33 protein-coding genes and 1 other annotated feature are annotated in these 20,117 nt (G+C 42.8%); of the genes, 29 read left to right on the forward strand and 4 right to left on the reverse strand.

Annotated features, from left to right (window positions below):
* Positions 1-30 precede the first annotated feature (30 nt).
* Complete coding sequence (locus IE337_RS00895) at positions 31-1,851, forward strand: DUF2207 domain-containing protein (protein ID WP_191136469.1); 1,821 nt, start codon at positions 31-33, stop codon at positions 1,849-1,851.
* Positions 1,852-1,898: 47 nt separating this feature from the next.
* Here the strand turns inward: IE337_RS00895 and IE337_RS00900 are convergent, their stop codons facing one another.
* Positions 1,899-2,894, reverse strand: a complete 996-nt coding sequence (locus tag IE337_RS00900) for a polyprenyl synthetase family protein (protein WP_191136470.1) — start codon at positions 2,892-2,894, stop codon at positions 1,899-1,901.
* A 443-nt stretch (positions 2,895-3,337) separates the two neighbouring features.
* On the opposite strand from IE337_RS00900, the gene rpsJ reads away from it, so the two are divergent.
* The 28 genes from rpsJ to rplQ all read left to right on the forward strand — a co-directional run bounded on the left by rpsJ (position 3,338) and on the right by rplQ (position 16,981).
* A complete protein-coding gene (rpsJ, locus tag IE337_RS00905) occupies positions 3,338-3,646 on the forward strand; it encodes a 30S ribosomal protein S10 (RefSeq protein WP_057745157.1) in 309 nt (102 codons plus the stop codon).
* 82 nt (positions 3,647-3,728) lie between these two features.
* Complete coding sequence (gene rplC / locus IE337_RS00910; protein WP_057745159.1) at positions 3,729-4,355, forward strand: 50S ribosomal protein L3; 627 nt, start codon at positions 3,729-3,731, stop codon at positions 4,353-4,355.
* Between the two features lie 24 nt (positions 4,356-4,379).
* Positions 4,380-5,003 carry a 50S ribosomal protein L4 gene (gene rplD, locus IE337_RS00915; RefSeq protein ID WP_057745162.1) on the forward strand — a complete coding sequence of 208 codons (624 nt, stop codon included), beginning with the start codon at positions 4,380-4,382 and terminating at the stop codon, positions 5,001-5,003.
* Positions 5,003-5,290 carry a 50S ribosomal protein L23 gene (gene rplW, locus IE337_RS00920; protein WP_124942570.1) on the forward strand — a complete coding sequence of 96 codons (288 nt, stop codon included), beginning with the start codon at positions 5,003-5,005 and terminating at the stop codon, positions 5,288-5,290. Before rplD ends, rplW begins: the two co-directional genes overlap by 1 nt.
* A gap of 16 nt (positions 5,291-5,306) precedes the next feature.
* A complete protein-coding gene (gene rplB / locus IE337_RS00925; RefSeq protein WP_057745169.1) occupies positions 5,307-6,140 on the forward strand; it encodes a 50S ribosomal protein L2 in 834 nt (277 codons plus the stop codon).
* 56 nt (positions 6,141-6,196) lie between these two features.
* Positions 6,197-6,478, forward strand: coding sequence for a 30S ribosomal protein S19 (gene rpsS, locus IE337_RS00930; RefSeq protein ID WP_057745172.1), 282 nt, complete (start codon positions 6,197-6,199; stop codon positions 6,476-6,478).
* A gap of 16 nt (positions 6,479-6,494) precedes the next feature.
* A complete protein-coding gene (rplV, locus tag IE337_RS00935; protein WP_057745174.1) occupies positions 6,495-6,842 on the forward strand; it encodes a 50S ribosomal protein L22 in 348 nt (115 codons plus the stop codon).
* Positions 6,843-6,855: 13 nt separating this feature from the next.
* Entirely contained in the window at positions 6,856-7,521 is a 666-nt protein-coding gene (rpsC, locus tag IE337_RS00940) for a 30S ribosomal protein S3 (protein ID WP_057745176.1), read from the forward strand.
* A 3-nt stretch (positions 7,522-7,524) separates the two neighbouring features.
* Positions 7,525-7,944, forward strand: coding sequence for a 50S ribosomal protein L16 (rplP, locus tag IE337_RS00945; RefSeq protein WP_057745179.1), 420 nt, complete (start codon positions 7,525-7,527; stop codon positions 7,942-7,944).
* Positions 7,944-8,150, forward strand: a complete 207-nt coding sequence (gene rpmC, locus IE337_RS00950; RefSeq protein WP_057745181.1) for a 50S ribosomal protein L29 — start codon at positions 7,944-7,946, stop codon at positions 8,148-8,150. The genes rplP and rpmC overlap by 1 nt, the downstream gene beginning before the upstream one ends.
* A gap of 19 nt (positions 8,151-8,169) precedes the next feature.
* Positions 8,170-8,436 carry a 30S ribosomal protein S17 gene (gene rpsQ, locus IE337_RS00955; protein WP_057745184.1) on the forward strand — a complete coding sequence of 89 codons (267 nt, stop codon included), beginning with the start codon at positions 8,170-8,172 and terminating at the stop codon, positions 8,434-8,436.
* 44 nt (positions 8,437-8,480) lie between these two features.
* Complete coding sequence (gene rplN / locus IE337_RS00960; RefSeq protein WP_057745187.1) at positions 8,481-8,849, forward strand: 50S ribosomal protein L14; 369 nt, start codon at positions 8,481-8,483, stop codon at positions 8,847-8,849.
* A gap of 32 nt (positions 8,850-8,881) precedes the next feature.
* Positions 8,882-9,190 carry a 50S ribosomal protein L24 gene (gene rplX / locus IE337_RS00965; protein ID WP_057745190.1) on the forward strand — a complete coding sequence of 103 codons (309 nt, stop codon included), beginning with the start codon at positions 8,882-8,884 and terminating at the stop codon, positions 9,188-9,190.
* A gap of 27 nt (positions 9,191-9,217) precedes the next feature.
* Positions 9,218-9,760 carry a 50S ribosomal protein L5 gene (gene rplE, locus IE337_RS00970; protein ID WP_057745193.1) on the forward strand — a complete coding sequence of 181 codons (543 nt, stop codon included), beginning with the start codon at positions 9,218-9,220 and terminating at the stop codon, positions 9,758-9,760.
* A 43-nt stretch (positions 9,761-9,803) separates the two neighbouring features.
* Positions 9,804-10,202 carry a 30S ribosomal protein S8 gene (gene rpsH, locus IE337_RS00975; RefSeq protein WP_057745195.1) on the forward strand — a complete coding sequence of 133 codons (399 nt, stop codon included), beginning with the start codon at positions 9,804-9,806 and terminating at the stop codon, positions 10,200-10,202.
* 31 nt (positions 10,203-10,233) lie between these two features.
* The gene (rplF, locus tag IE337_RS00980) at positions 10,234-10,770 is read left to right on the forward strand and encodes a 50S ribosomal protein L6 (protein WP_124942571.1); all 537 of its coding nucleotides are present in this window, start codon (positions 10,234-10,236) and stop codon (positions 10,768-10,770) included.
* 90 nt (positions 10,771-10,860) lie between these two features.
* Positions 10,861-11,217 carry a 50S ribosomal protein L18 gene (rplR, locus tag IE337_RS00985; RefSeq protein WP_057745201.1) on the forward strand — a complete coding sequence of 119 codons (357 nt, stop codon included), beginning with the start codon at positions 10,861-10,863 and terminating at the stop codon, positions 11,215-11,217.
* A gap of 17 nt (positions 11,218-11,234) precedes the next feature.
* Positions 11,235-11,738: a 30S ribosomal protein S5 gene (gene rpsE / locus IE337_RS00990; protein WP_057745204.1), complete on the forward strand. Its 504-nt coding sequence runs from the start codon at positions 11,235-11,237 to the stop codon at positions 11,736-11,738.
* A gap of 11 nt (positions 11,739-11,749) precedes the next feature.
* Positions 11,750-11,935, forward strand: coding sequence for a 50S ribosomal protein L30 (gene rpmD, locus IE337_RS00995; protein WP_022791519.1), 186 nt, complete (start codon positions 11,750-11,752; stop codon positions 11,933-11,935).
* 33 nt (positions 11,936-11,968) lie between these two features.
* A complete protein-coding gene (gene rplO / locus IE337_RS01000) occupies positions 11,969-12,403 on the forward strand; it encodes a 50S ribosomal protein L15 (protein ID WP_057745208.1) in 435 nt (144 codons plus the stop codon).
* The gene (secY, locus tag IE337_RS01005; RefSeq protein ID WP_191136471.1) at positions 12,403-13,710 is read left to right on the forward strand and encodes a preprotein translocase subunit SecY; all 1,308 of its coding nucleotides are present in this window, start codon (positions 12,403-12,405) and stop codon (positions 13,708-13,710) included. The genes rplO and secY overlap by 1 nt, the downstream gene beginning before the upstream one ends.
* A complete protein-coding gene (locus IE337_RS01010) occupies positions 13,707-14,270 on the forward strand; it encodes an adenylate kinase (protein ID WP_057745214.1) in 564 nt (187 codons plus the stop codon). The genes secY and IE337_RS01010 overlap by 4 nt, the downstream gene beginning before the upstream one ends.
* 89 nt (positions 14,271-14,359) lie before the next feature.
* Positions 14,360-14,578 carry a translation initiation factor IF-1 gene (gene infA, locus IE337_RS01015; RefSeq protein ID WP_057745217.1) on the forward strand — a complete coding sequence of 73 codons (219 nt, stop codon included), beginning with the start codon at positions 14,360-14,362 and terminating at the stop codon, positions 14,576-14,578.
* A gap of 35 nt (positions 14,579-14,613) precedes the next feature.
* Positions 14,614-14,733, forward strand: coding sequence for a 50S ribosomal protein L36 (rpmJ, locus tag IE337_RS01020; RefSeq protein WP_057745219.1), 120 nt, complete (start codon positions 14,614-14,616; stop codon positions 14,731-14,733).
* A gap of 41 nt (positions 14,734-14,774) precedes the next feature.
* Positions 14,775-15,140: a 30S ribosomal protein S13 gene (gene rpsM / locus IE337_RS01025; RefSeq protein WP_057745223.1), complete on the forward strand. Its 366-nt coding sequence runs from the start codon at positions 14,775-14,777 to the stop codon at positions 15,138-15,140.
* Positions 15,141-15,171: 31 nt separating this feature from the next.
* Positions 15,172-15,558, forward strand: a complete 387-nt coding sequence (gene rpsK, locus IE337_RS01030; protein ID WP_057745226.1) for a 30S ribosomal protein S11 — start codon at positions 15,172-15,174, stop codon at positions 15,556-15,558.
* Between the two features lie 52 nt (positions 15,559-15,610).
* Positions 15,611-16,555, forward strand: a complete 945-nt coding sequence (locus IE337_RS01035) for a DNA-directed RNA polymerase subunit alpha (RefSeq protein WP_057745229.1) — start codon at positions 15,611-15,613, stop codon at positions 16,553-16,555.
* A gap of 39 nt (positions 16,556-16,594) precedes the next feature.
* On the forward strand, positions 16,595-16,981 hold the full coding sequence (gene rplQ / locus IE337_RS01040; RefSeq protein ID WP_057745232.1) for a 50S ribosomal protein L17: 387 nt from the start codon (positions 16,595-16,597) through the stop codon (positions 16,979-16,981).
* Positions 16,982-17,292: 311 nt separating this feature from the next.
* Here the strand turns inward: rplQ and IE337_RS01045 are convergent, their stop codons facing one another.
* The 3 genes from IE337_RS01045 to IE337_RS01055 all read right to left on the reverse strand — a co-directional run bounded on the left by IE337_RS01045 (position 17,293) and on the right by IE337_RS01055 (position 19,630).
* On the reverse strand, positions 17,293-17,988 hold the full coding sequence (locus IE337_RS01045) for a methionine ABC transporter permease (RefSeq protein ID WP_057745235.1): 696 nt from the start codon (positions 17,986-17,988) through the stop codon (positions 17,293-17,295).
* Position 17,989: 1 nt separating this feature from the next.
* Positions 17,990-19,042 (reverse strand): methionine ABC transporter ATP-binding protein, encoded by a 1,053-nt coding sequence (locus tag IE337_RS01050; protein WP_057745239.1) that lies wholly within the window; start codon positions 19,040-19,042, stop codon positions 17,990-17,992.
* A gap of 69 nt (positions 19,043-19,111) precedes the next feature.
* Positions 19,112-19,630, reverse strand: a complete 519-nt coding sequence (locus tag IE337_RS01055; RefSeq protein ID WP_191136472.1) for a MetQ/NlpA family ABC transporter substrate-binding protein — start codon at positions 19,628-19,630, stop codon at positions 19,112-19,114.
* A 126-nt stretch (positions 19,631-19,756) separates the two neighbouring features.
* Positions 19,757-20,027, reverse strand: a binding site (T-box leader).
* Between the last annotated feature and the right edge of the window lie 90 nt (positions 20,028-20,117).

Here is a 20,117-nt window from a genome sequence, read left to right on the forward strand (position 1 = left end):
CTGCGACAGTCCATTGATTAGGGGAGCTGCATGAATCATAAAATACACGTATGCTTAGGGTTACTAATCGCTTTACTCATAGTATTGCTTGCTGGGGTATCGGTTTCAGCTGATAATAAAGACACGTATGCGATTAAAAAGTACACCGAAAATGTCCAATTCCAAAAAGATGGGACAGCTCAGATTACTGTTGATATGACGTATGTGTTCGATGCTGATATGCATGGCGTTTATTTCCAACAAGGACTGGGCGAACAAGTCAAGCAGATTGGGCCTGTTCATGCCGCAGTGAACGGCACTGCTGTCCAGCCGTATAAAGGTGGCGATACAGGATTGGAATTGCAATCCTATCAAGATACCGATAATGATGAAAAAGGGGTCCGCTTCAAGTTACACCGCCCAGTGAAGGACGGCGAAACGATTCGCGTCACATGGCAATACACGCTAAGTCATTTAATTAATGCTTATAAAGATGTTGATGAACTTAATTGGCGGGTGATTGGAAATAACTGGGATGTACCTTTTGAAGATATGCAGTTAACGGTCGCGTTTCCACAGCAACCACTGACTGGTATGCAAACCTGGCAACACGGCATGAGTTCGACGAGAGGTGAGTGGGATGCTGCAAATGGACGTTGGACCTTTAGACAGAAAGATTACCCAAGTCAAAGTCCCTTAGAACTACACATGATGATGCCTCAATCAGTCTTTAATGCTGATGCTCAGGTGCATCGAGTTAATATCGATGGACGTCAGAAGATTTTGCAACAAGAGGCGCAACTTAAACGTCAAGAACAACAACGCCAACGAATCGTTCAAACGATTGAATGGATATTGATTAGCTTGACGGCGTTATGCTTGATCTTCGCGGCATGGTTGTGGATGCGGACACGTCCGTTTGTTGCTTTTGTACGAAATGAGAATCGCGTTTATGATGTGCCTGATGACCTTGCCCCAGCGATTGTTGGGGAACGACTTTCCGAGCGATGGATGCCGATTGAACGCAGTTTATCGGCTACCTATATGGATTTAATTGCAAGGCATTATGTGACGGTTGAAGATGATCCAAAGGGCAAGGCTAAGGATAGGCAGTTTAAGTTGGTAAAAGATCCGACTGAGTTAGCTGATTTTGAACAGCAAGCTTTACAAATTCTTTTCCGTGAAACCTTAACTATTGGAGTAACACGCAGTAGTCGTAAGTTAGAGCTGTCTGAAAAGGAGTCCAGGCGTTATCGTAAACAGGTTCGGATTTATCGTCAGCAACTGAAACAGGTTAGCCAAATAACGTGGCTTAACTTAAAAGAGATTTTGAGTCTAAAAAAAGGGGTTAAGTTTGGTTGGTATCTATTAATTGCAATTTTCCTCGGACAAATCGTCTTGCTTGGTATTGATGAGCGAGTATTAACGGCGATGCAAGTCTATGGGACATTGGCTGGCGTCGTCCTCGCTGCATTTGTGATTTTTTGGTGTCAACGTTTTCTTGAATATGATTACACTCAAACGGGATTACCACACGCGTTAGCATGGCACCAATATGCCAATATGCTTGATCAAATTGGTCGAATGTCTGAGCGTGAAATTGAAGAGGTTGTGTTATGGGACCGCTTACTAGCATACGCAGTCATCTTGGATGAAGGTAAAACTGTTGCGAAAGAATTAAAGAAATTAGACTTACAACCAATTGATGCAGCTCCGGTAAATGAATTGCTGGTTGCTTTTGCTTTGATTGGACCATATCAAATTAGAATGCATACGGCTGTCGCTAGTACTTCATCGGGTTCAAATATGAGTTTTGGGTTCGGAGGTACATCTGGCGGTTTTGGCGGATCTAGTGGTGGTGGTGCTTTTTGATTTAAAAAATCCCGATTAGCATAAGGCTAATCGGGATTTTGTTTATTTTAAACCATACGATGGAGCAGTTGATCGCTTAAATCAATTAGAATATCTTTCGAATCACTATCAGGTAAAGTGTCAAGCGCATCTAAAGCTTGGTCGGTGTATGTTAAAGCTAGTTCAGAGGCTTGGTCAAATGCCCCAGTACTATGAACGAGTTCAGCAATTTCGATACTTTGGGCATCAGTAATTGCGTCGCCGATTTGCAATAAGTCGTGAACGCGGTCGCTTTGATGGATTGCATAAAGCAGGGGTGCTGAATAAACGCCTTCACGCATATCATTCAAAGTTGGCTTACCTAAAGTAGCACTGTCATTTTGGTAGTCGAGTAAGTCGTCGAGAATTTGGAAAGCCATACCTAGATTGAAGGTGAATGCGTAGAGGTTAGACTTAGTTTGATCGTCAACCGGTTCAGTTGCGGTAGAAAGTCCCAACTCAGCCGCCATTTCAAAGAGGGCAGCTGTTTTGCCGGCAATTTGTTCAAGATACTCTTCAATCGACATGTCCAACTTATAATAGTGTGACCGTTGCATTAACTCACCATTTAGAATTGATTCTAAAAATGAAGTTGCTTTACGAGCGGTTTCCATATTATGAGTATGGTTGGCAAGAATGTGAAACGTTGTTGCAAAAAGATAGTCACCAGCGTACACCGCAACGTCTTGGCCAAGTTGAGCTTGGATTGAAGCATGGTGGCGACGGGTTGAAGAGCTATCAATAATATCATCATGAATTAAGGTAGCTGAGTGTAGCATTTCAACTGACGCAGCTAAGTGAATGAGGTCGTCGTGGTTGTTTGGTGCCATTTGACCAATAAGAATAGTTAATGCGGGGCGTAAAAGTTTGCCCCCAGTTGTCATCATTTCGATTAATGCAGCTTGTACATCGTCATTCTTAGCTTGAAGGTCGGTTTGAATCACCGTAATGACTTCAGCAAGGTCAGATTGAATGGAAGGGAAATCATTCCAAATGGCGTTTAATTGAATAGAATTATCTTGCATTGATAATCGAACTCCTTTGGTTCTTAAATAGTTGTTTGCTTATTCGCCATGTGTACTAGTTTAATCCATTCCTTATAAAAAGTCAGGTCAAATTTTCAAAATGTTTCAGCAATTAAACGTTTCCTTCCTATATAATAGAATTTAGAATAATTCGAATAATAGGGAATGTTACAGAATTAAAACGTTTTAGATAAATCCAGAATTAGTTTGAGAAAAAGCTTGTTATTTCAGGGAATATTGTGTATTATATTCAAGTACGCTAATTAAGAAAGGGTATTACCCAATCTAATAGTGTCTAAACACACACAGCGATGATGTGGGAGGTTGCGACACACCCGGCAGCATTGCCACGAGATCCATGCCATGGAGTCTTGCGTGGTGTGTCGGTAGTTTCCACGGAGTTAGTTTCATATTCCAATATGGACGAAGGGAGAATTTATATCATGGCAAGTAAGAAGATTCGTATCCGTTTGAAGGCATACGAGCACGAAATCTTGGATGCTTCTGCAGAAAAGATTGTTGAGACGGCAAACCGAACAGGTGCTGAAATTTCAGGCCCTATTCCATTGCCTACAGAACGCACACTTTACACGGTGCTGCGTTCACCTCACAAGAACAAGGATTCACGTGAACAATTCGAAATGCGCACACACAAGCGTTTGATCGATATCATGAATCCAACCGCTAAGACAGTTGATGCTTTATCAAAGCTTGAATTGCCAAGTGGTGTTGACATCGAAATCAAGTTGTAATTTTTAATTACAACATTAACTTGCCTAGTCAAGCATCTAACTGACTGAAAATAAAGATATTACATTTATAAAGGAGATAGTCATGACTACTAAGGGTATCTTAGGCCGCAAAGTCGGCATGACTCAGGTATTCACTGAGAATGGTGAGCTTATCCCAGTTACTGTGGTTGAAGCAACGCCAAACGTCGTCCTCCAAGTTAAGACTTTGGAAAATGATGGTTATAGCGCAATTCAACTTGGTTTGGGTGACAAGCGTGCCGTTTTGAGTAACAAACCTGAGCAAGGTCACGCCGAAAAGGCAAACACGACCCCTAAGCGCTACATTCGTGAAATCCGCGACGCTGAGGGTGAATACAATGTTGGGGATGAAGTTAAGGTTGACGTTTTCGCCGAAGGTGAAGTTGTTGACGTAACTGGAATCACAAAGGGTCATGGTTACCAAGGTAACATCAAGAAGGACGGACAATCTCGTGGACCTATGGCTCACGGATCTCGTTACCACCGTCGCCCAGGTTCAATGGGTGCTGTTATCAATCGTGTGTTCAAGGGTAAGAAGTTGCCTGGACGCATGGGTAACCGTAAGCGCACTGTACAAAACTTGAAGATCGTTCGTGTTGACGTTGAAAACAACGTTATCTTGATCAAGGGTAATGTACCAGGTGCCAACAAGTCACTTGTTACTGTTAAGAATTCAATCAAAGCAAAGTAATAAGGACGAAAGGAGGAATATAATATGACTAAGATTGCTTTACTTAAGCAAGACGGTTCAAACGCCGGAGAAGTTGAATTGAATGATTCAATCTTTGCCATTGAGCCAAACAACAATGTCATCACTGACGCTGTTTTGATGCAACGCGCATCAATGCGTCAAGGTACTCACGCTGTTAAGAATCGCTCAGCCGTTTCTGGTGGTGGTAAGAAGCCTTGGCGTCAAAAGGGTACTGGACGTGCTCGTCAAGGATCAATCCGTTCACCACAATGGCGTGGTGGTGGAATTGTCTTCGGACCTACTCCACGTTCATATGCTTACAAGATGCCTAAGAAGGCATACCGTTTGGCATTGAAGTCAGTGTTGTCACAAAAGGTTTTGGATTCTTCATTGGTAGTTGTGGATGCATTGTCATTCGACGCACCAAAGACAAAGGAATTCAAGAGCGTTTTGGATAACTTGAATGTAGATGGTAAGACGTTGGTAGTCTTGGACGATGACAACACAAACGCAACATTAGCAGCACGTAACCTACAAAACGTGACTGTTATGACTGCTAAGGGTGTTAACGTTCTTGACGTAATCAACAATGATAAGTTGGTTGTTGTACAATCAGCTTTGGCACAAGTTGAGGAGGTTTTGGCATAATGGACGCACGCGATATCATTTTGCGCCCGGTCATCACTGAACAAACTATGAGCGTTTTGGATGAAAAACGTTACAGTTTCGATGTTGATGTTCGCGCCACAAAGCCACAAATCAAGCGCGCTATTGAAGAAATTTTCGACGTAAAGGTTGAAAAGATCAATACAGCTAACGTACGTGGTAAGCTTAAGCGTCAAGGACGCTATACTGGTTACACTAAGAAGCGTAAGAAGGCAACTGTTAAGTTGTCAGCAGCTTCTAAGGACATTCAATTGTTCAACGAAAACTAATTAGGAGGAACTTAGCGTGGCTATTAAGAAGTATAAGCCAACCTCTAATGGTCGTCGTAATATGACTTCTTCTGATTTTTCAGAAATCACAAAGACGACGCCAGAAAAGAGCTTGTTGGAATCAAAGTCAAACACAGGTGCCCGTAATTCTTATGGACACATGACTGTTCGCCATCGTGGTGGTGGACACAAGCGCCAATACCGTGTTGTGGACTTCAAGCGTACAAAGGATGAAGTACCTGCTAAGGTTGTTGCGATCGAATACGATCCAAACCGTACAGCTAACATTGCTTTGTTGCAATACACAGACGGTGTTAAGTCATATATCTTGGCACCAAAGGGTCTAGAAGTGGGCATGACTGTTCAATCTGGTCCTGATGCTGATTTTAAGGTCGGAAATGCATTGCCTTTGTCAATCATTCCTGATGGAACACAAATCCACAACATCGAAATGAAGCCTGGTAAGGGTGGACAACTTGTCCGTTCTGCTGGAACTTCTGCTCAAGTTTTGGGTCGTGAAGGAAAGTACGTTCTTGTTCGCCTACAATCTGGTGAAGTTCGTATGATCTTGGCTACTAACCGTGCCACAATCGGTGTTGTCGGAAACGAACAACACTCATTGATTAATTGGGGTAAGGCTGGTCGTCGTCGTTGGAAGGGTCAACGTCCACACGTTCGTGGATCAGTAATGAACCCTAACGATCACCCACACGGTGGTGGTGAAGGAAAGGCCCCAGTTGGTCGTCCTTCTCCATTGTCACCATGGGGTAAGAAGACTGCTGGTAAGAAGACTCGTAACAAGAACGCTCAATCATCTAAGTTCATTGTTCGTGGTCGTAAGAGCAAGTAGTCTAATTTCCTGAGTATTTCAAAACTTATTATAAGCAAACGAGAGGAGGACTCAGAATGGGTCGTAGCCTGAAAAAAGGACCATTTGCTGATGCCAGTTTGTTGAAGAAGGTTGAACAAGCCAATGCTTCAGATAAGCAAACAGTTATCAAGACATGGTCACGTCGTTCAACAATTTTCCCTAGCTTTATCGGATTAACTTTCGCCGTTTATGACGGACGAAAGCACGTACCAGTTTTGGTTCAAGAAGATATGGTCGGTCACAAGTTAGGTGAATTCGTCCCAACGCGTACGTTCCGCGGACACGCTGCAGACGACAAAAAGACGCAACGTAAGTAATTAGGAGGACAGTACAATGGCTGAACAAATTACGTCAGCACGCGCCACAGCGAATATCGTTCGTGTGGCTCCACGTAAGGTCCGCTTAGTGCTTGACCAAGTGCGTGGAAAGTCAGTCGCAGAAGCTTTTGCAATCTTAGAATTTTTGCCAAATCATTCTGCAACTGATGTTTACAAAGTATTGAACTCAGCAGTAGCAAACGCTGAGAACAATTTCTCACTAGATCGTGAAGATTTGGTTGTCTCAGAAGCCTTTGCCAACGAAGGACCAACGCTTAAGCGTTTCCGTCCACGTGCCAAGGGTTCTGCTTCACCAATCAATAAGCGAACAAGCCACATCACGATTGTGGTAACAGAAAAGTAAGGAGGATTGAGTCATGGGTCAAAAGATTAACCCAACCGGTTTCCGTGTCGGCGTCATTCGCGACTGGGATGCTAAATGGTACGCAGATAAGAAAGACTATGCAAACAACTTGCATGAAGACTTAGCTTTGCGTAATTATATCGAGACTAAGTTGGCAGATGCATCAGTTTCTCGTATCGAAATCGAACGTACTGCTAACCGTGTTAATATCTCAATCCACACTGCTAAGCCAGGTATGGTTATTGGTAAAGGTGGATCAGAAGTTGATGCATTGCGTAACGAATTGTCAAAGATTGTGGCAAAGGGTGAACGTGTACACATCAACATCATTGAGATTAAGAAGCCAGATTTGGACGCTCACTTGGTAGGATCACAAATTGCAGCTGACTTGGAACGCCGTGTGGCTTTCCGTCGCTCAATGCGTGGAGCTATCCAACGTGCAATGCGTTCTGGTGCCAAGGGAATCAAGGTACAAGTTTCTGGACGTTTGAACGGTGCAGATATTGCTCGTGTTGAACAATATACTGAGGGTACAGTGCCTTTGCACACATTGCGTGCAGACATTGATTACTCATGGGATGAAGCAACAACAACATACGGTCAACTAGGTGTTAAGACTTGGATTTACCGTGGTGATGTTTTGCCAGAGAAGAAGTCAAAGAAGCAAGGAGGCGAGTAACAAATGCTAGTTCCAAAGCGTGTTAAGTATCGTCGTCCACATCGTGGCCACATGCGTGGTGAAGCTAAGGGTGGTAAGACAGTAACATTTGGTGAGTTTGGACTACAAGCCCTTGACTCACATTGGATTACAAATCGTCAAATCGAGGCGGCTCGTATTGCTATGACACGTTACATGAAGCGTGGTGGTAAGGTTTGGATTAAGATTTATCCACACTTGTCATACACTTCTAAGGGTGTCGGTGTTCGTATGGGTAACGGAAAGGGTACTCCCGAAGGTTGGGTTGCCCCAGTAAAGCGCGGCACAGTTATGTTCGAAGTTGGCGGCGTGTCTGAGGAAGTTGCCCGCGAAGCCTTGCGTCTCGCATCTAACAAGTTGCCTGTCAGAACTAAGATTTTGACTCGCCAAACGGAGGGTGAATAATGAAGATCAAGGACTTACAAGAAGAAATCAAGGGTCTCAGCCAAGCAGAGTTGGTTGCCAAGGAAAAGAGCTACAAGGAAGAGTTGTTTAACTTGCGTTTCCAATTAGCTACTGGTCAACTTGAGAACACGGCTCGATTGTCTGAAGTACGTAAGCAAATTGCACGTATTAAGACTGCGATTCGTCAAGAAGAATTAAACAAGTAGACTAAGAGAGGAGACCGGTATGACTGAAGATCGTAACGCACGTAAAGTTTATCAAGGACGCGTGGTTTCAGATAAGATGGATAAGACAATTACTGTTGCCATTGAAACTTACAAGAACCACCCTGTTTATGGTAAGCGTGTTAAGTACACGAAGAAGTTTAAGGCTCACGATGAGAACAACGAAGCTAAAGAAGGTGACATCGTACGCATCATGGAGACGCGTCCAACGTCAGCTACAAAGCGCTTCCGTTTGGTAGAAATCGTCGAGAAGGCCGTTATTATCTAATCGTTAATCTCGAATCTAACCAATAACGGAAGGAGGATATAATCGTGATTCAACAAGAGAGTCGTTTGAAGGTTGCTGATAATTCTGGGGCACGCGAAATTTTGACAATCAAAGTTTTGGGTGGTTCAGGTCGTAAGTTCGCCGGTGTCGGTGACATGATCGTCGCAACTGTTAAGCAAGCAATTCCTGGTGGTACTGTAAAGAAGGGTGACGTCGTTAAGGCTGTTATCGTTCGTACTGTCTCAGGAATTCACCGTACTGATGGTTCATACATCAAGTTTGATGAGAACGCTGCTGTTATCGTAAAGGATGACAAGAGCCCTGTCGGTACACGTATTTTTGGCCCCGTTGCGCGTGAATTGCGTGACAATGATTACATGCGTATTGTGTCATTGGCACCTGAAGTATTGTAATTACCATCATTAAATCAAGGAGGAAGCCTCGCATGTTTGTAAAGACTGGTGACAAGGTTAAGGTTATCGCCGGCAAGGACAAGGGCAAGGAAGGTTCAGTTGTTAAGACTATTACCGGCCAAGACCGTGTTGTTGTTGAAGGTGTAAACATGGTTAAGAAGCATCAAAAGCCAAATAACCAATATCCACAAGGTGGAATTATTGAGCAAGAAGCTCCTATCCACGTTTCAAACGTACAATTGCTTGACCCTTCTACTAACGAACCAACAAAAATTGGTTACAAGGTTGAAGATGGTAAGAAGGTACGTTTTGCTAAGAAGTCTGGAAAGACTTTAGCTTAATTTAGGTGAAAGGAGGAAATCATAATCATGGCAAATCGTTTAAAAGAAAAGTACACCAGTGAAGTTACACCTTCATTGATGGAAAAGTTTGATTACTCATCAATCATGCAAACTCCAAAGATCGAAAAGATCGTTTTGAATATGGGTGTTGGTGACGCTGTCTCAAACTCAAAGAACTTAGATGAAGCTGTTGCTGAATTAGAATTGATTGCTGGTCAAAAGCCAGTTATCACTCGCGCCAAGAAGTCAATCGCTGGCTTCCGTTTGCGTGAGGGTATGGCAATCGGTACTAAGGTTACTTTGCGTGGTGAGCGTATGTATGACTTTTTGGATAAGTTAATCAACGTTTCATTGCCACGTGTTCGTGACTTCCGTGGAGTTTCACCAAAGGCCTTTGATGGTCGAGGAAACTACACGTTGGGAATTCGTGAACAACTTATTTTCCCAGAAATTGATTACGATGCTGTTAACCGCGTCCGTGGTTTGGATATTGTTGTTGTTACAACTGCCAACACTGACGAAGAAGCACGTGAATTGCTTACTCAATTGGGTATGCCTTTCTCAAAGTAATCTTTAACTGATTTACAGAAATATATAATAGGAGGCAACATCAATGTCAATGACTGACCCAATTGCAGACTTTTTGACTCGCATTCGTAATGCGAACATGGTTCGTCACGATTCAGTAGAAGTACCTGCATCTAAGATCAAGATGGACATCGCCGAGATTTTGAAGAACGAAGGCTTTGTTCGTGACGTTGAATACATTGAAGATGACAAGCAAGGTGTCATTCGTGTCTTCCTTAAGTATGGACCTGACAAGACTCGCGTAATTTCTGGTTTGAAGCGTATTTCAAAGCCAGGGCTACGTTCATATGTTAAGTCAGATGATGTACCTAAGGTATTGAACGGATTAGGTATCGCTATCATCTCAACTTCTGAAGGTGTCATCACCGATAAGGAAGCTCGCGCCAAGGGTATTGGTGGAGAAGTATTAGCTTACGTCTGGTAATAAATAAAATCTAACAAGGAGGTGTCTACTCATGAGTCGTATTGGTAATAAACCAGTTACTTTGCCAGCAGGTGTTGAAATTACACGTGATGGTAACGTTGTAACTGTTAAGGGACCAAAGGGTGAGCTTTCACGCGAAATCGCTCCCGAAATCCAATTCACAGTAGAAGGTGACGTTGTTACTTTCACTCGTCCTTCAGATGAAGGTCGAATCAAGGCCCTTCACGGAACAACTCGTGCCAATGTTGCTAACATGGTCGAGGGTGTAACAGATGGTTTCAAGAAAACTTTGAAGCTTGTCGGTGTTGGATACCGTGCCGCAAAGCAAGGAAACAACCTTGTTTTGAACGTCGGTTATTCACACCCTGTTGAATTTGCAGATCGTGAAGAGTTACAAGTTGAAGTACCAGATACTTTGACAATTATTATTAGTGGAATCGACAAGCAACGCGTTGGAGATTTTGCTGCTGAAATTCGTGCCGTACGTTCACCTGAACCTTATAAGGGTAAGGGTATCCGTTACGAGAACGAACACGTTGCACGTAAGGAAGGTAAGACTGGTAAGTAATCTAAACATTTTGTTTAGCCGGATCCGCAACGTTTCCGGATTTGCTTATTAGTATATCTTCTAAAATTTTGAAAAAAGAGGTTACGAACAATGATTACGAAGTCAGACAAGAACAAAGTGCGTCAACACCGACACACACGTGTTCGTGGAAAGATTTCTGGTACTGCTGAGCGCCCACGCTTGAACGTTTACCGTTCTAACAAGAACATCTACGCGCAATTAATTGATGACGTAGCGGGTGTGACGCTTGCTAGTGCCTCAACTTTGGACAGTGCTGTTGAAACTGCACCAAAGACAGAGCAAGCTGCTAAGGTAGGAGCTTTGATCGCAGAACGCGCTAAGGCTGCTAACATTGAAGACGTTGTATTTGATCGTGGTGGTTACTTGTACCATGGTCGTGTGCAAGCGTTGGCAGAAGCAGCTCGTGAAGCTGGTTTGAAGTTCTAAGGGAAGGAGGAAATAAAATGGCTTATATCGATCCAAAAACGCTCGGAGAGCTTGAAGAAAATGTTGTAGCCATCAACCGTGTTACAAAGGTTGTTAAGGGTGGACGTCGTCTACGCTTCGCAGCACTTGTAGTCGTTGGTGATCACAACGGACATGTTGGTTTCGGAACTGGTAAGGCACAAGAAGTGCCAGAAGCTATCCGTAAGGCTGTTGAAGATGCAAAGCGTAATATCGTTGCTATCCCAATGGTTGGTACGACCCTTCCTCACTCTACTTTGGGTGTCTACAGTGGTGGCCGTGTTTTGCTTAAGCCCGCTGCTGAAGGTTCTGGAGTAGCTGCCGGTGGAGCTTCTCGTGCTATTATGGATTTGGGTGGCGTTGCCGACGTGACTGCAAAGTCTCTAGGTTCTGCTACACCAATTAACGTTGTTCGCGCAACTTTTGAAGCAATCAAGTCTTTGAAGAACGCTGAAGAAGTTGCTGAAATGCGTCAGGTCTCACTTGAGCACTTGGCAGATTAAGGAGGCAGAAAATGACCGATCAAGTAAAGGTTACACTTGTTAAGAGTGCTGCTCACCGTAAGCCAAATCAGCGCGCGATTGTTAAGTCACTTGGTTTGAACAAGGTGAACTCTTCAGTCGTATTGCCTGACAACGCAGCAACGCGTGGTGCACTATTTAAGATTGCTCACTTAATTACTGTTGAAGTAGTTAAGTAGTTATTAGATTGCTTTGAAGGAGGTACAACCCTAATGAAGCTTAATGAACTCCAAACAGCCGAGGGTTCACGCTCAGTCCGCAACCGTGTTGGACGTGGTGAATCATCTGGTAATGGAAAGACCGCTGGACGTGGTCAAAAAGGTCAAAAGGCTCGTAGTAAGGTACGCATGGGCTTCGAAGGTGGACAAATGCCTTTGTTCCGTCGTAAGCCAAAGCGTGGATTTACGAACATCAACCGCAAGGATTACGCTGTCGTAAACCTTGATGCGTTGAACAAGTTTGATAACGGTACTGAAGTTACACCAGCATTGTTGGTTGAATCAGGTATTGTTAAGAACGAACTTAGTGGCATTAAGATCTTAGCAAACGGTCAATTAGAGAAGTCTTTGACTGTTAAAGCTAACAAGTTCTCAGCTTCAGCCGTTTCAGCAATTGAAGCAGCTGGTGGTAAGACTGAGGTGATTTAATGCTAAAAACCGTGTTCCAATCTCTAAAAGTTAAAGACATTCGTAATAAATTGTTCTTCACTTTAGCGATTTTGATTGTATACAGAATCGGTGCTCAAATTACCATTCCTGGTATTAATCCGTTGGCACTACAGGACGTTGCATCTTCTGGACTCGGCAGCATTTTGAATATGTTTAGCGGTGGTGGTCTTACAAATTATTCATTGTTCGCAATGGGAGTTTCACCATACGTTACTGCACAAATCGTGGTACAGCTCCTTCAAATGGATATTGTGCCACGATTTGTTGAATGGTCAAAACAAGGTGAAGTTGGTCGACGTAAGTTAAACCAAGTGACCCGCTATTTGACTATTTTCCTAGCGTTCGTCCAATCTATTGGAATTACTGCTGGGTTTAATCAACTAAGTCAAGTGAACTTAGTCAGCACGCCCAATGCGCAAACATACATTCTGATCGGGTTTATTTTAACCGCCGGAACTATGTTTGCTGTTTGGCTTGGTGACATGATTACAAGTCACGGACTTGGCCAAGGTGTCTCAATGTTGATTTTCGCAGGAATTATTGCACGAGTACCTGCGTCTGTATACAAGTTGTTCAGAGAACATGTCATTGTTAGTGCCGACCAAGCGCGAGGTTGGGCTTTCATGATTGGAATTTTAATCATCTTTTTGATTGTTGTCGGGTTTATCACTTGGTTTAACCAAGCAATCCGTAAAATTCCAATGCAATATACACGACAAGCAAAGGGTTCTGGAAGTACATCTTACCTACCTTTGAAAGTCAATGTTGCTGGTGTGATCCCTGTTATCTTTGCGTCATCAATCATGGTGACGCCACAAACGATTTTGCAATTATTTGCAACTAAGTTTGGAGATGCTCCTTGGTACACGACAATCATGCAATACCTAAACATGCAAACTGTACAAGGTGGTATTTTATATACTGCACTAATTGTCTTGTTTACATTCTTCTACGCCTTTGTTCAGGTTAACCCTGAAAAAGTTGCTGAGAATTTACAAAAGCAAGGGAGTTATATTGTGGGCGTTCGACCTGGACGTGCAACAGAAAACTGGTTATCTGGTCTTTTGATGCGTCTGTCTGTGGTCGGAGCATTCTTCCTAGGATTCGTTGCACTGACACCGGTTCTAGCTACCCACGCCTTTGGCTTAGATGGTCAATTGGCAATGTCTGGTACATCAATTTTGATCGTTATCGGTGTTGCTCTTGATTTGATTCGTCAATTGGAAGGATTGTTAATGAAGCGTCAGTATGTTGGTTTTATTCAAGAAGGAGTCAAAGCAAAATGAGCAAGAATATCGTATTGCTAGGTTTACCTGGCGTAGGAAAGGGTACTCAAGCTGCAAAGATTGTTGAAACTTACAACTTGCCACATATTAGTACCGGTGATATGTTCCGTGAGGCTATGGCTAACGAAACTGAACTTGGTTTGAAAGCAAAGTCTTATATGGATGCCGGTAACCTTGTCCCTGATGAAGTGACAAACGGTATCGTAGAAGAACGGTTAGCTCAAGATGATACCAAAAATGGATTCATTCTTGATGGTTATCCACGTAACATTGAACAAGCTGAAGCTTTAGAACAAATGTTGGCAAAGCAAGGCCGCGATATTAACGCTGTGCTTTACTTTACTGCTGACAATGATGTTCTAGTTCAACGAATGATGGCTCGTGGTCGAGCTGATGACACTCCTGAAGTCATCCAAAATCGCTTGAACGTCAATGGTGAGTTGACAGAACCTATTGCTGAGTTTTATGCGGATAAGGGTGTCCTACACAAAATCGATGGTGCAAAAGACCTAGATGATGTGTTCACTGATGTTGAAACAGTATTGGATAACTTGGGGTAGTAATTCGTAAATATCATATTGGATATTCAAATTCAGTGTGGTATAATTACGTGTTACGTTCTCCAATGTCACACTAAGGAGGCAGCAACGTGGCCAAAGATGTTATTGAAATTTCAGGCATTGTGAAAGAAACTATGCCTAATGCCATGTTTACCGTTGAATTGGAAAACGGGGCGACTATCTTAGCTCACGTTTCAGGTAAGATTCGTAAGAACTTTATTCGTATCTTACCAGGAGATCGTGTGACGGTAGAAATGTCGCCATATGATTTGACTAAGGGTCGTATTACGTATCGTTATATTAAGTAATTTAACGGTCAAAAATCCAAGGGGAGGTAAATATTATGAAGGTTCGTCCATCTGTAAAGCCTATGTGCGATCACTGTAAAGTGGTTAAGCGTAACGGTCGTGTTATGGTGATTTGCTCTGCAAACCCTAAGCACAAGCAACGTCAAGGTGCTTAATTGCATTCTTGAAACAATAAAAAATATAGGAGGTAATCGTAATGGCTCGTATTGCTGGTGTTGATTTGCCTCGCGATAAGCGTATCGTGATTGCATTGACATATGTATACGGAATCGGTAACACAACTGCAGAAAAGATTCTTTCTGAAGCTGGTGTTTCTGAAGACGTTCGTGTTCGTGACTTAACTCCCGACCAAGAAGACGCCATCCGTGCCATCGTTGATGGTATCAAGGTGGAAGGTGACTTGCGTCGCGAAGTTTCAATGAACATTAAGAACTTGAAGGAAATGGGATCATACCGTGGTCTACGTCATCGTCGTAATTTGCCCGTTCGTGGTCAAAACACGAAGAACAATGCACGTACACGTAAAGGCCCAGCTGTTTCTATTGCAGGTAAGAAGAAGTAATTAATTTTTAAAGGAAGGAGATTACTTGATTATGGCAGGTCGTACAAATCGTAAGCGTCGTGTTAAAAAGAACGTTGAAAGTGGTGTAGCTCACATTCACGCAACGTTCAACAACACGATTGTCATGATTACTGACGTTCAAGGTAACGCAGTATCATGGTCATCAGCTGGTGCTCTTGGATTCAAGGGTAGCCGTAAGTCTACACCATTCGCTGCACAAATGGCTGCTGAAGCAGCTGCTAAGTCAGCTATGGAAAACGGCATGAAGACTGTTGAAGTAACTGTCAAGGGTCCTGGTTCAGGACGTGAGTCAGCTATTCGTGCGTTAGCCGCTGCTGGTCTTGAAGTAACAGCCATTAAGGATGTTACTCCAGTACCTCACAACGGTTCACGTCCACCAAAGCGTCGTCGTGTCTAATTGTTGATGCAACTAGTTAGCACACAATGCTTTGAAAGGGGTAACAAACAGTATGCTTGAATTCGAAAACCCAAAGATTACACTGGTTGAAGAGGATAGTAATTACGGTAAGTTTGTGGTTGAGCCGCTTGAACGTGGTTACGGAACTACTTTGGGTAACTCCCTACGCCGTGTATTGTTGTCTTCATTGCCCGGTGCGGCAATCAACTCAGTACAAATTGATGGCGTTTTGCATGAATTTTCAACGGTCGAAGGAGTTGTTGAAGATGTCACGCAAATCATCTTAAACCTTAAAAAGGTTTCAATGCGTATCGATAGTGATGATGAGAAGACGCTCGAAGTAAATGTTAATGGACCCGCAACAGTAACTGCCGGCGATTTCGTTGGTGATGCTGATGTGGAGGTCTTGAATAAGGATCAATACATTGCAACTGTTGCTGCTGGTGCTACTTTGCATATGACGGTGACTGCTGTTCGCGGTCGCGGTTATGTTTCAGGTGACCAGAATAAGGAATTGCATGAAGATACGCCTATTGGTGTTCTAGCAATTGATTCAATCTTTACCCCAATCGAACGCGTAAATTATCAAGTTGAAGAAACTCGTGTTGGTCAACGTAACGATTATGATAAGTTGACGATGGATATCTGGACCGACGGTTCATTAACAGCTACAGAAGCAATTTCTTTGGCTGCGCGTGTTCTATCAGATCACTTGAAGCCATTTATTGAACTATCAGAACGTGCCGCTGAGACACAAGTTATGGTAGACAAGGAAGAAACGACAACGAGCAAACATGCTGAAGTTCCAATTGAAGAATTGGATCTATCTGTCCGCTCATATAATTGTCTAAAGCGTGCTGGAATCAACACAATTCAAGAGCTTACTGATCGCTCAGAAGCTCAAATGATGACTGTTCGTAATCTAGGCCGCAAGTCACTTGACGAAATCCAGGATAAGCTGGCTCAGCATGATTTAGGGTTCCGCAAGGAAGATTAAATTAAATAAATAGAATTCCAAGAAAAGGAGGATACACTCATGGGATACCGTAAGTTGGGACGTACTAGCTCACAACGTAAGGCTATGTTGCGTGATTTAACAACTTCATTGTTGATTAACGGTCGTATCGAAACGACTGAAGCTCGCGCGAAGGAAGTTCGTCGTACTGCAGATAAGATGATTACACTTGGTAAGCGTGGTGACTTGGCTTCACGCCGTAAGGCCGCTGCTTTCATGCGTAATGTCGTTGCAGACGTACAAACGACCGAAGATGATAACATCAAGATTCAAAATGCAGTGCAATTCTTGTTTGACAATGTTGCACCACGTTTTGAAGGACGTGCGGGTGGTTACACTCGTATCTTGAAGTTGGATGCACGTCGTGGAGACGCTGCTCCAATGGTTATCTTGGAATTGGTTGACTAATTTATTAGTTGATTAATAACAAAAATTAACAATGGAATCTCTCATATCTTTGAGTATAAACCGTTACGATGATGGCTTCGGCCAAGTCTAGGTTGAATGGTGATCTTTGATCATCGCGCTCGCTGATGTGCGAGGTTTTTTTATACATAGGTATTTTTGAAGCTCGTCTATGCGGTAGGTCAATACAACATGGTCTTTTAGTTTGTAATGACATACTAAATGTGTAGTAACGGAGATATTCAAGGTGCAAACACAGCGATAACAAAAAGGACGTCTAACGGTTAAGTTAGACGTCCTTTTATTTATATTGATTAATGGTGACTGTAGTGTCGCGCAATCAAGTCTCCAACGAATTGAATCAAGACGATGAAGAGAAGAATTAGGATGGTTGCTGTCCACATAACGTCGTTTTGGAAACGTTGGTATCCAGTAACAATCGCTGTGGTTCCAAGTCCACCAGCACCAATAGCTCCAGCCATGGCGGTAAGCCCAACCAAGCTGATCATTGTGACAGTTGAAACACGAACAAGTTCTGAGCGACCTTCACGAAGGTAAACATCGTGGATAATATCCCAGTTGCTTGCCCCAAATGAACGAGCTGCTTCAACTTTACCATCTGAAACACCGAGTAAGGCAACTTGTACCTGACGGGCATAGAAAGGGAAGACACCTAGTGACAATGGAACTAAAGCAGCTGTTGTTCCAATAGTCGTTCCTGTGATTAATTGTGTCAAAGGTGAGAAGACAACTACCATGATAATGAATGGGATTGCACGTCCAATTGAGACAACTTTATCAAGAATTTCAAAAACTGTCCGATTGGCACGAATACCATGTTCATCGGTAATCACTAATCCGATTCCAAAGGCTAATCCAAGCAAGCCACCGAATACAGCAGCTCCAAGGGTCATATAAAGCGTTTGGGCAATTGACGTTCCCCAACCAGAGTCACCGCCCCAACCAAGGGAATAAACACCAGGGAGATTTGTTTGAATCCATTCTAGCATATTAAGCATCCTCCTTTTCTGCATCTAGCTGTGTGACGTGCACACCGTGATCAACTAAGCTTGAGACCGCAGTCCGAATATTCTCATCAGCTCCCTTAAGTACAACGATGGCTAGACCAACCGGAGTCTTTGTCAGGATTTCCATGTTTGAGTAAAGAATGTTAGTCGTGACTTGGTAATCAGCGTAGATTGTTGAAAGAAGTGGTTGTGCTGTATCGTTACCAACGTAGTTGATTTGATATAGCTGTTCATCACTAGCCAATGGCTTTTCACGCAATAGTTCACGAACATTGAGTAAAGCTTCATCACGGTTTGTAGCCGTGTTAATGAAGTCCTTTGTTAACTTTTGTTGTGGGTTCGTGAAGATTTCAAGTAAGCTACCACGTTCGATGATGGTTCCATCTTCCATGACAGCAACCTTATTGGCAATTTCCTTAATGGCTTGCATTTCGTGTGTAATCAAAACAATGGTTAGGCCAAGTTCTTCATTAAGGCGCTTCAAGATACCAAGAATTTGATTAGTCGTCTTAGGGTCAAGCGCTGAAGTTGCTTCATCCGAAATGAGGATTTCAGGATCATTCGCCAATGCTCGGGCAATGGCAACACGTTGCTTTTGTCCCCCTGAAAGTTGAGCAGGGTAGTTATCGCTACGATCTGATAGTCCCACTAATTCAAGTAAGTGATCAATCTTAGCCTTCTTTTCAGTTTTTGAAAGCTTACTGTGCTTTAATGGTTGTGCGACATTTCCAAATACTGTCAATTCATCCATCAAATTGAAGTGTTGGAAAATCATTCCGATATTTTTACGTTCATCTCGCAACGCGTTTGGTGATAGGTCAGTCATTTCAGTCCCGTTTACCTTAACTGAACCAGACGTTGGACGTTGCAATAAGTTAATCGTACGAACCAAAGTTGACTTACCAGCCCCAGAGTAACCGACGATACCATAGATATCACCCTTTTCAACGGTTAAGCTCTCGTTTTGGACAGCGACGATGGTTTGTTTCTTTTGTTTAAATGTGACATTAATATCTTTTAGTTCAATAACAGCCATATGCGTTCCCCTTTATAAAATATGTATCGGCGTACATATTACTACATACGCCGAATTGATTTATGCGAATTAGAACTTCTTGTTCCAAGCAGGAATTTCTGAATCACCATGTTCCTTCTTGATGGCCTTTTCAGTTGCCTTTGTTTGGTATGCCTTAACAACATCCTCGTAAGCAGACTTATCAGCCTTGCTCTTCTTAGCGGCAATCACGTTAACCCATTGCTTTGAATCCTTGTTAACTGGTTCAACATAAATTGCTGACTTCAAGTTAATCTTAGCTTGTTGGGCGTAGTTGGTGTTAATAACAGCACCTTGGACGCTCTTAGACTTGAAGGCTCCAGCAACAGCCTTGTTAGGTTGGTTGTAATCGGTGAACGTCTTTGTCTTAATCTTAATGTTGTACTTATCTTTGGCAGTCTTAGCAACTTCCTTCCAAATATCAGCTTCATCTGAGCCAACTAGACCAACAGTAACGGTTGTAGGCTTGCTGTCCGCATGAACTGGTGTACCAGAAACAATTGGGGCAGCTGCAGAAGCAGCGATAAGCGTAGTTGCGGCGATAGTTCCAAACTTAATAAACTTTGACATAGATATAACTCCTTTTCCTATAAAAAATATCTAAATGAATGCGACTTAAGAGACATGAGGCGAATTGCAGGAAAAGTGGGTAAAAAAAAGACCCGTTCCCACACGTACTTTGATTAACAAAATACATATAGAAACGGATCTTCCGTGTTACCATTCTACTTTACCTAGAAAATTGCTCTTCTAGACCTCGGCAACGAGCGGGCAGTGAGCGATATGATGCTATGCCGATTCGTGTGTCTTGTAACGTAGACCAATACGTCGTTAACTTACAGTCTTGCTGCTCATCAACGCCAATCACAGGCCATTTTCAATTCAAACATCATGTAACAACTCCCACCTAACGTTGTTTTCTCTGAGACATGTGTTTTAAATTTACTTTCCTGCTCAACTTGTTTCTCTTAATTTCCTTGATTTGTATACTAGATGATAATGTTCCGATTGTCAAACACTTTTTTAAGTTTGATTAGAGAAATGTCATGTTATACTT

The sequence above is a fragment of the Weissella viridescens genome (assembly GCF_014789145.1).
Classification (GTDB): Bacteria; Bacillota; Bacilli; order Lactobacillales; family Lactobacillaceae; genus Weissella; species Weissella viridescens.

Coding starts and splice junctions, on each gene's coding strand:
- rplR (WP_057745201.1), top strand. CDS start 10,861: ATGATTACGAAGTCAGACAAGAACAAAGTGCGTCAACACCGACACACA.
- rplW (WP_124942570.1), top strand. CDS start 5,003: ATGGACGCACGCGATATCATTTTGCGCCCGGTCATCACTGAACAAACT.
- secY (WP_191136471.1), top strand. CDS start 12,403: ATGCTAAAAACCGTGTTCCAATCTCTAAAAGTTAAAGACATTCGTAAT.
- IE337_RS01045 (WP_057745235.1), bottom strand. CDS start 17,988: ATGCTAGAATGGATTCAAACAAATCTCCCTGGTGTTTATTCCCTTGGT.
- rpsC (WP_057745176.1), top strand. CDS start 6,856: ATGGGTCAAAAGATTAACCCAACCGGTTTCCGTGTCGGCGTCATTCGC.
- rpsK (WP_057745226.1), top strand. CDS start 15,172: ATGGCAGGTCGTACAAATCGTAAGCGTCGTGTTAAAAAGAACGTTGAA.
- IE337_RS01055 (WP_191136472.1), bottom strand. CDS start 19,630: ATGTCAAAGTTTATTAAGTTTGGAACTATCGCCGCAACTACGCTTATC.
- rpsH (WP_057745195.1), top strand. CDS start 9,804: ATGTCAATGACTGACCCAATTGCAGACTTTTTGACTCGCATTCGTAAT.
- rpsM (WP_057745223.1), top strand. CDS start 14,775: ATGGCTCGTATTGCTGGTGTTGATTTGCCTCGCGATAAGCGTATCGTG.
- rpsS (WP_057745172.1), top strand. CDS start 6,197: ATGGGTCGTAGCCTGAAAAAAGGACCATTTGCTGATGCCAGTTTGTTG.
- rplV (WP_057745174.1), top strand. CDS start 6,495: ATGGCTGAACAAATTACGTCAGCACGCGCCACAGCGAATATCGTTCGT.
- rpmJ (WP_057745219.1), top strand. CDS start 14,614: ATGAAGGTTCGTCCATCTGTAAAGCCTATGTGCGATCACTGTAAAGTG.
- rpmD (WP_022791519.1), top strand. CDS start 11,750: ATGACCGATCAAGTAAAGGTTACACTTGTTAAGAGTGCTGCTCACCGT.
- rpsE (WP_057745204.1), top strand. CDS start 11,235: ATGGCTTATATCGATCCAAAAACGCTCGGAGAGCTTGAAGAAAATGTT.
- IE337_RS01050 (WP_057745239.1), bottom strand. CDS start 19,042: ATGGCTGTTATTGAACTAAAAGATATTAATGTCACATTTAAACAAAAG.
- rplP (WP_057745179.1), top strand. CDS start 7,525: ATGCTAGTTCCAAAGCGTGTTAAGTATCGTCGTCCACATCGTGGCCAC.
- IE337_RS01035 (WP_057745229.1), top strand. CDS start 15,611: ATGCTTGAATTCGAAAACCCAAAGATTACACTGGTTGAAGAGGATAGT.
- rpsJ (WP_057745157.1), top strand. CDS start 3,338: ATGGCAAGTAAGAAGATTCGTATCCGTTTGAAGGCATACGAGCACGAA.
- rplF (WP_124942571.1), top strand. CDS start 10,234: ATGAGTCGTATTGGTAATAAACCAGTTACTTTGCCAGCAGGTGTTGAA.
- rplO (WP_057745208.1), top strand. CDS start 11,969: ATGAAGCTTAATGAACTCCAAACAGCCGAGGGTTCACGCTCAGTCCGC.
- rplQ (WP_057745232.1), top strand. CDS start 16,595: ATGGGATACCGTAAGTTGGGACGTACTAGCTCACAACGTAAGGCTATG.
- rplE (WP_057745193.1), top strand. CDS start 9,218: ATGGCAAATCGTTTAAAAGAAAAGTACACCAGTGAAGTTACACCTTCA.
- IE337_RS00900 (WP_191136470.1), bottom strand. CDS start 2,894: ATGCAAGATAATTCTATTCAATTAAACGCCATTTGGAATGATTTCCCT.
- rpmC (WP_057745181.1), top strand. CDS start 7,944: ATGAAGATCAAGGACTTACAAGAAGAAATCAAGGGTCTCAGCCAAGCA.
- rplC (WP_057745159.1), top strand. CDS start 3,729: ATGACTACTAAGGGTATCTTAGGCCGCAAAGTCGGCATGACTCAGGTA.
- rpsQ (WP_057745184.1), top strand. CDS start 8,170: ATGACTGAAGATCGTAACGCACGTAAAGTTTATCAAGGACGCGTGGTT.
- rplD (WP_057745162.1), top strand. CDS start 4,380: ATGACTAAGATTGCTTTACTTAAGCAAGACGGTTCAAACGCCGGAGAA.
- rplX (WP_057745190.1), top strand. CDS start 8,882: ATGTTTGTAAAGACTGGTGACAAGGTTAAGGTTATCGCCGGCAAGGAC.
- IE337_RS01010 (WP_057745214.1), top strand. CDS start 13,707: ATGAGCAAGAATATCGTATTGCTAGGTTTACCTGGCGTAGGAAAGGGT.
- IE337_RS00895 (WP_191136469.1), top strand. CDS start 31: ATGAATCATAAAATACACGTATGCTTAGGGTTACTAATCGCTTTACTC.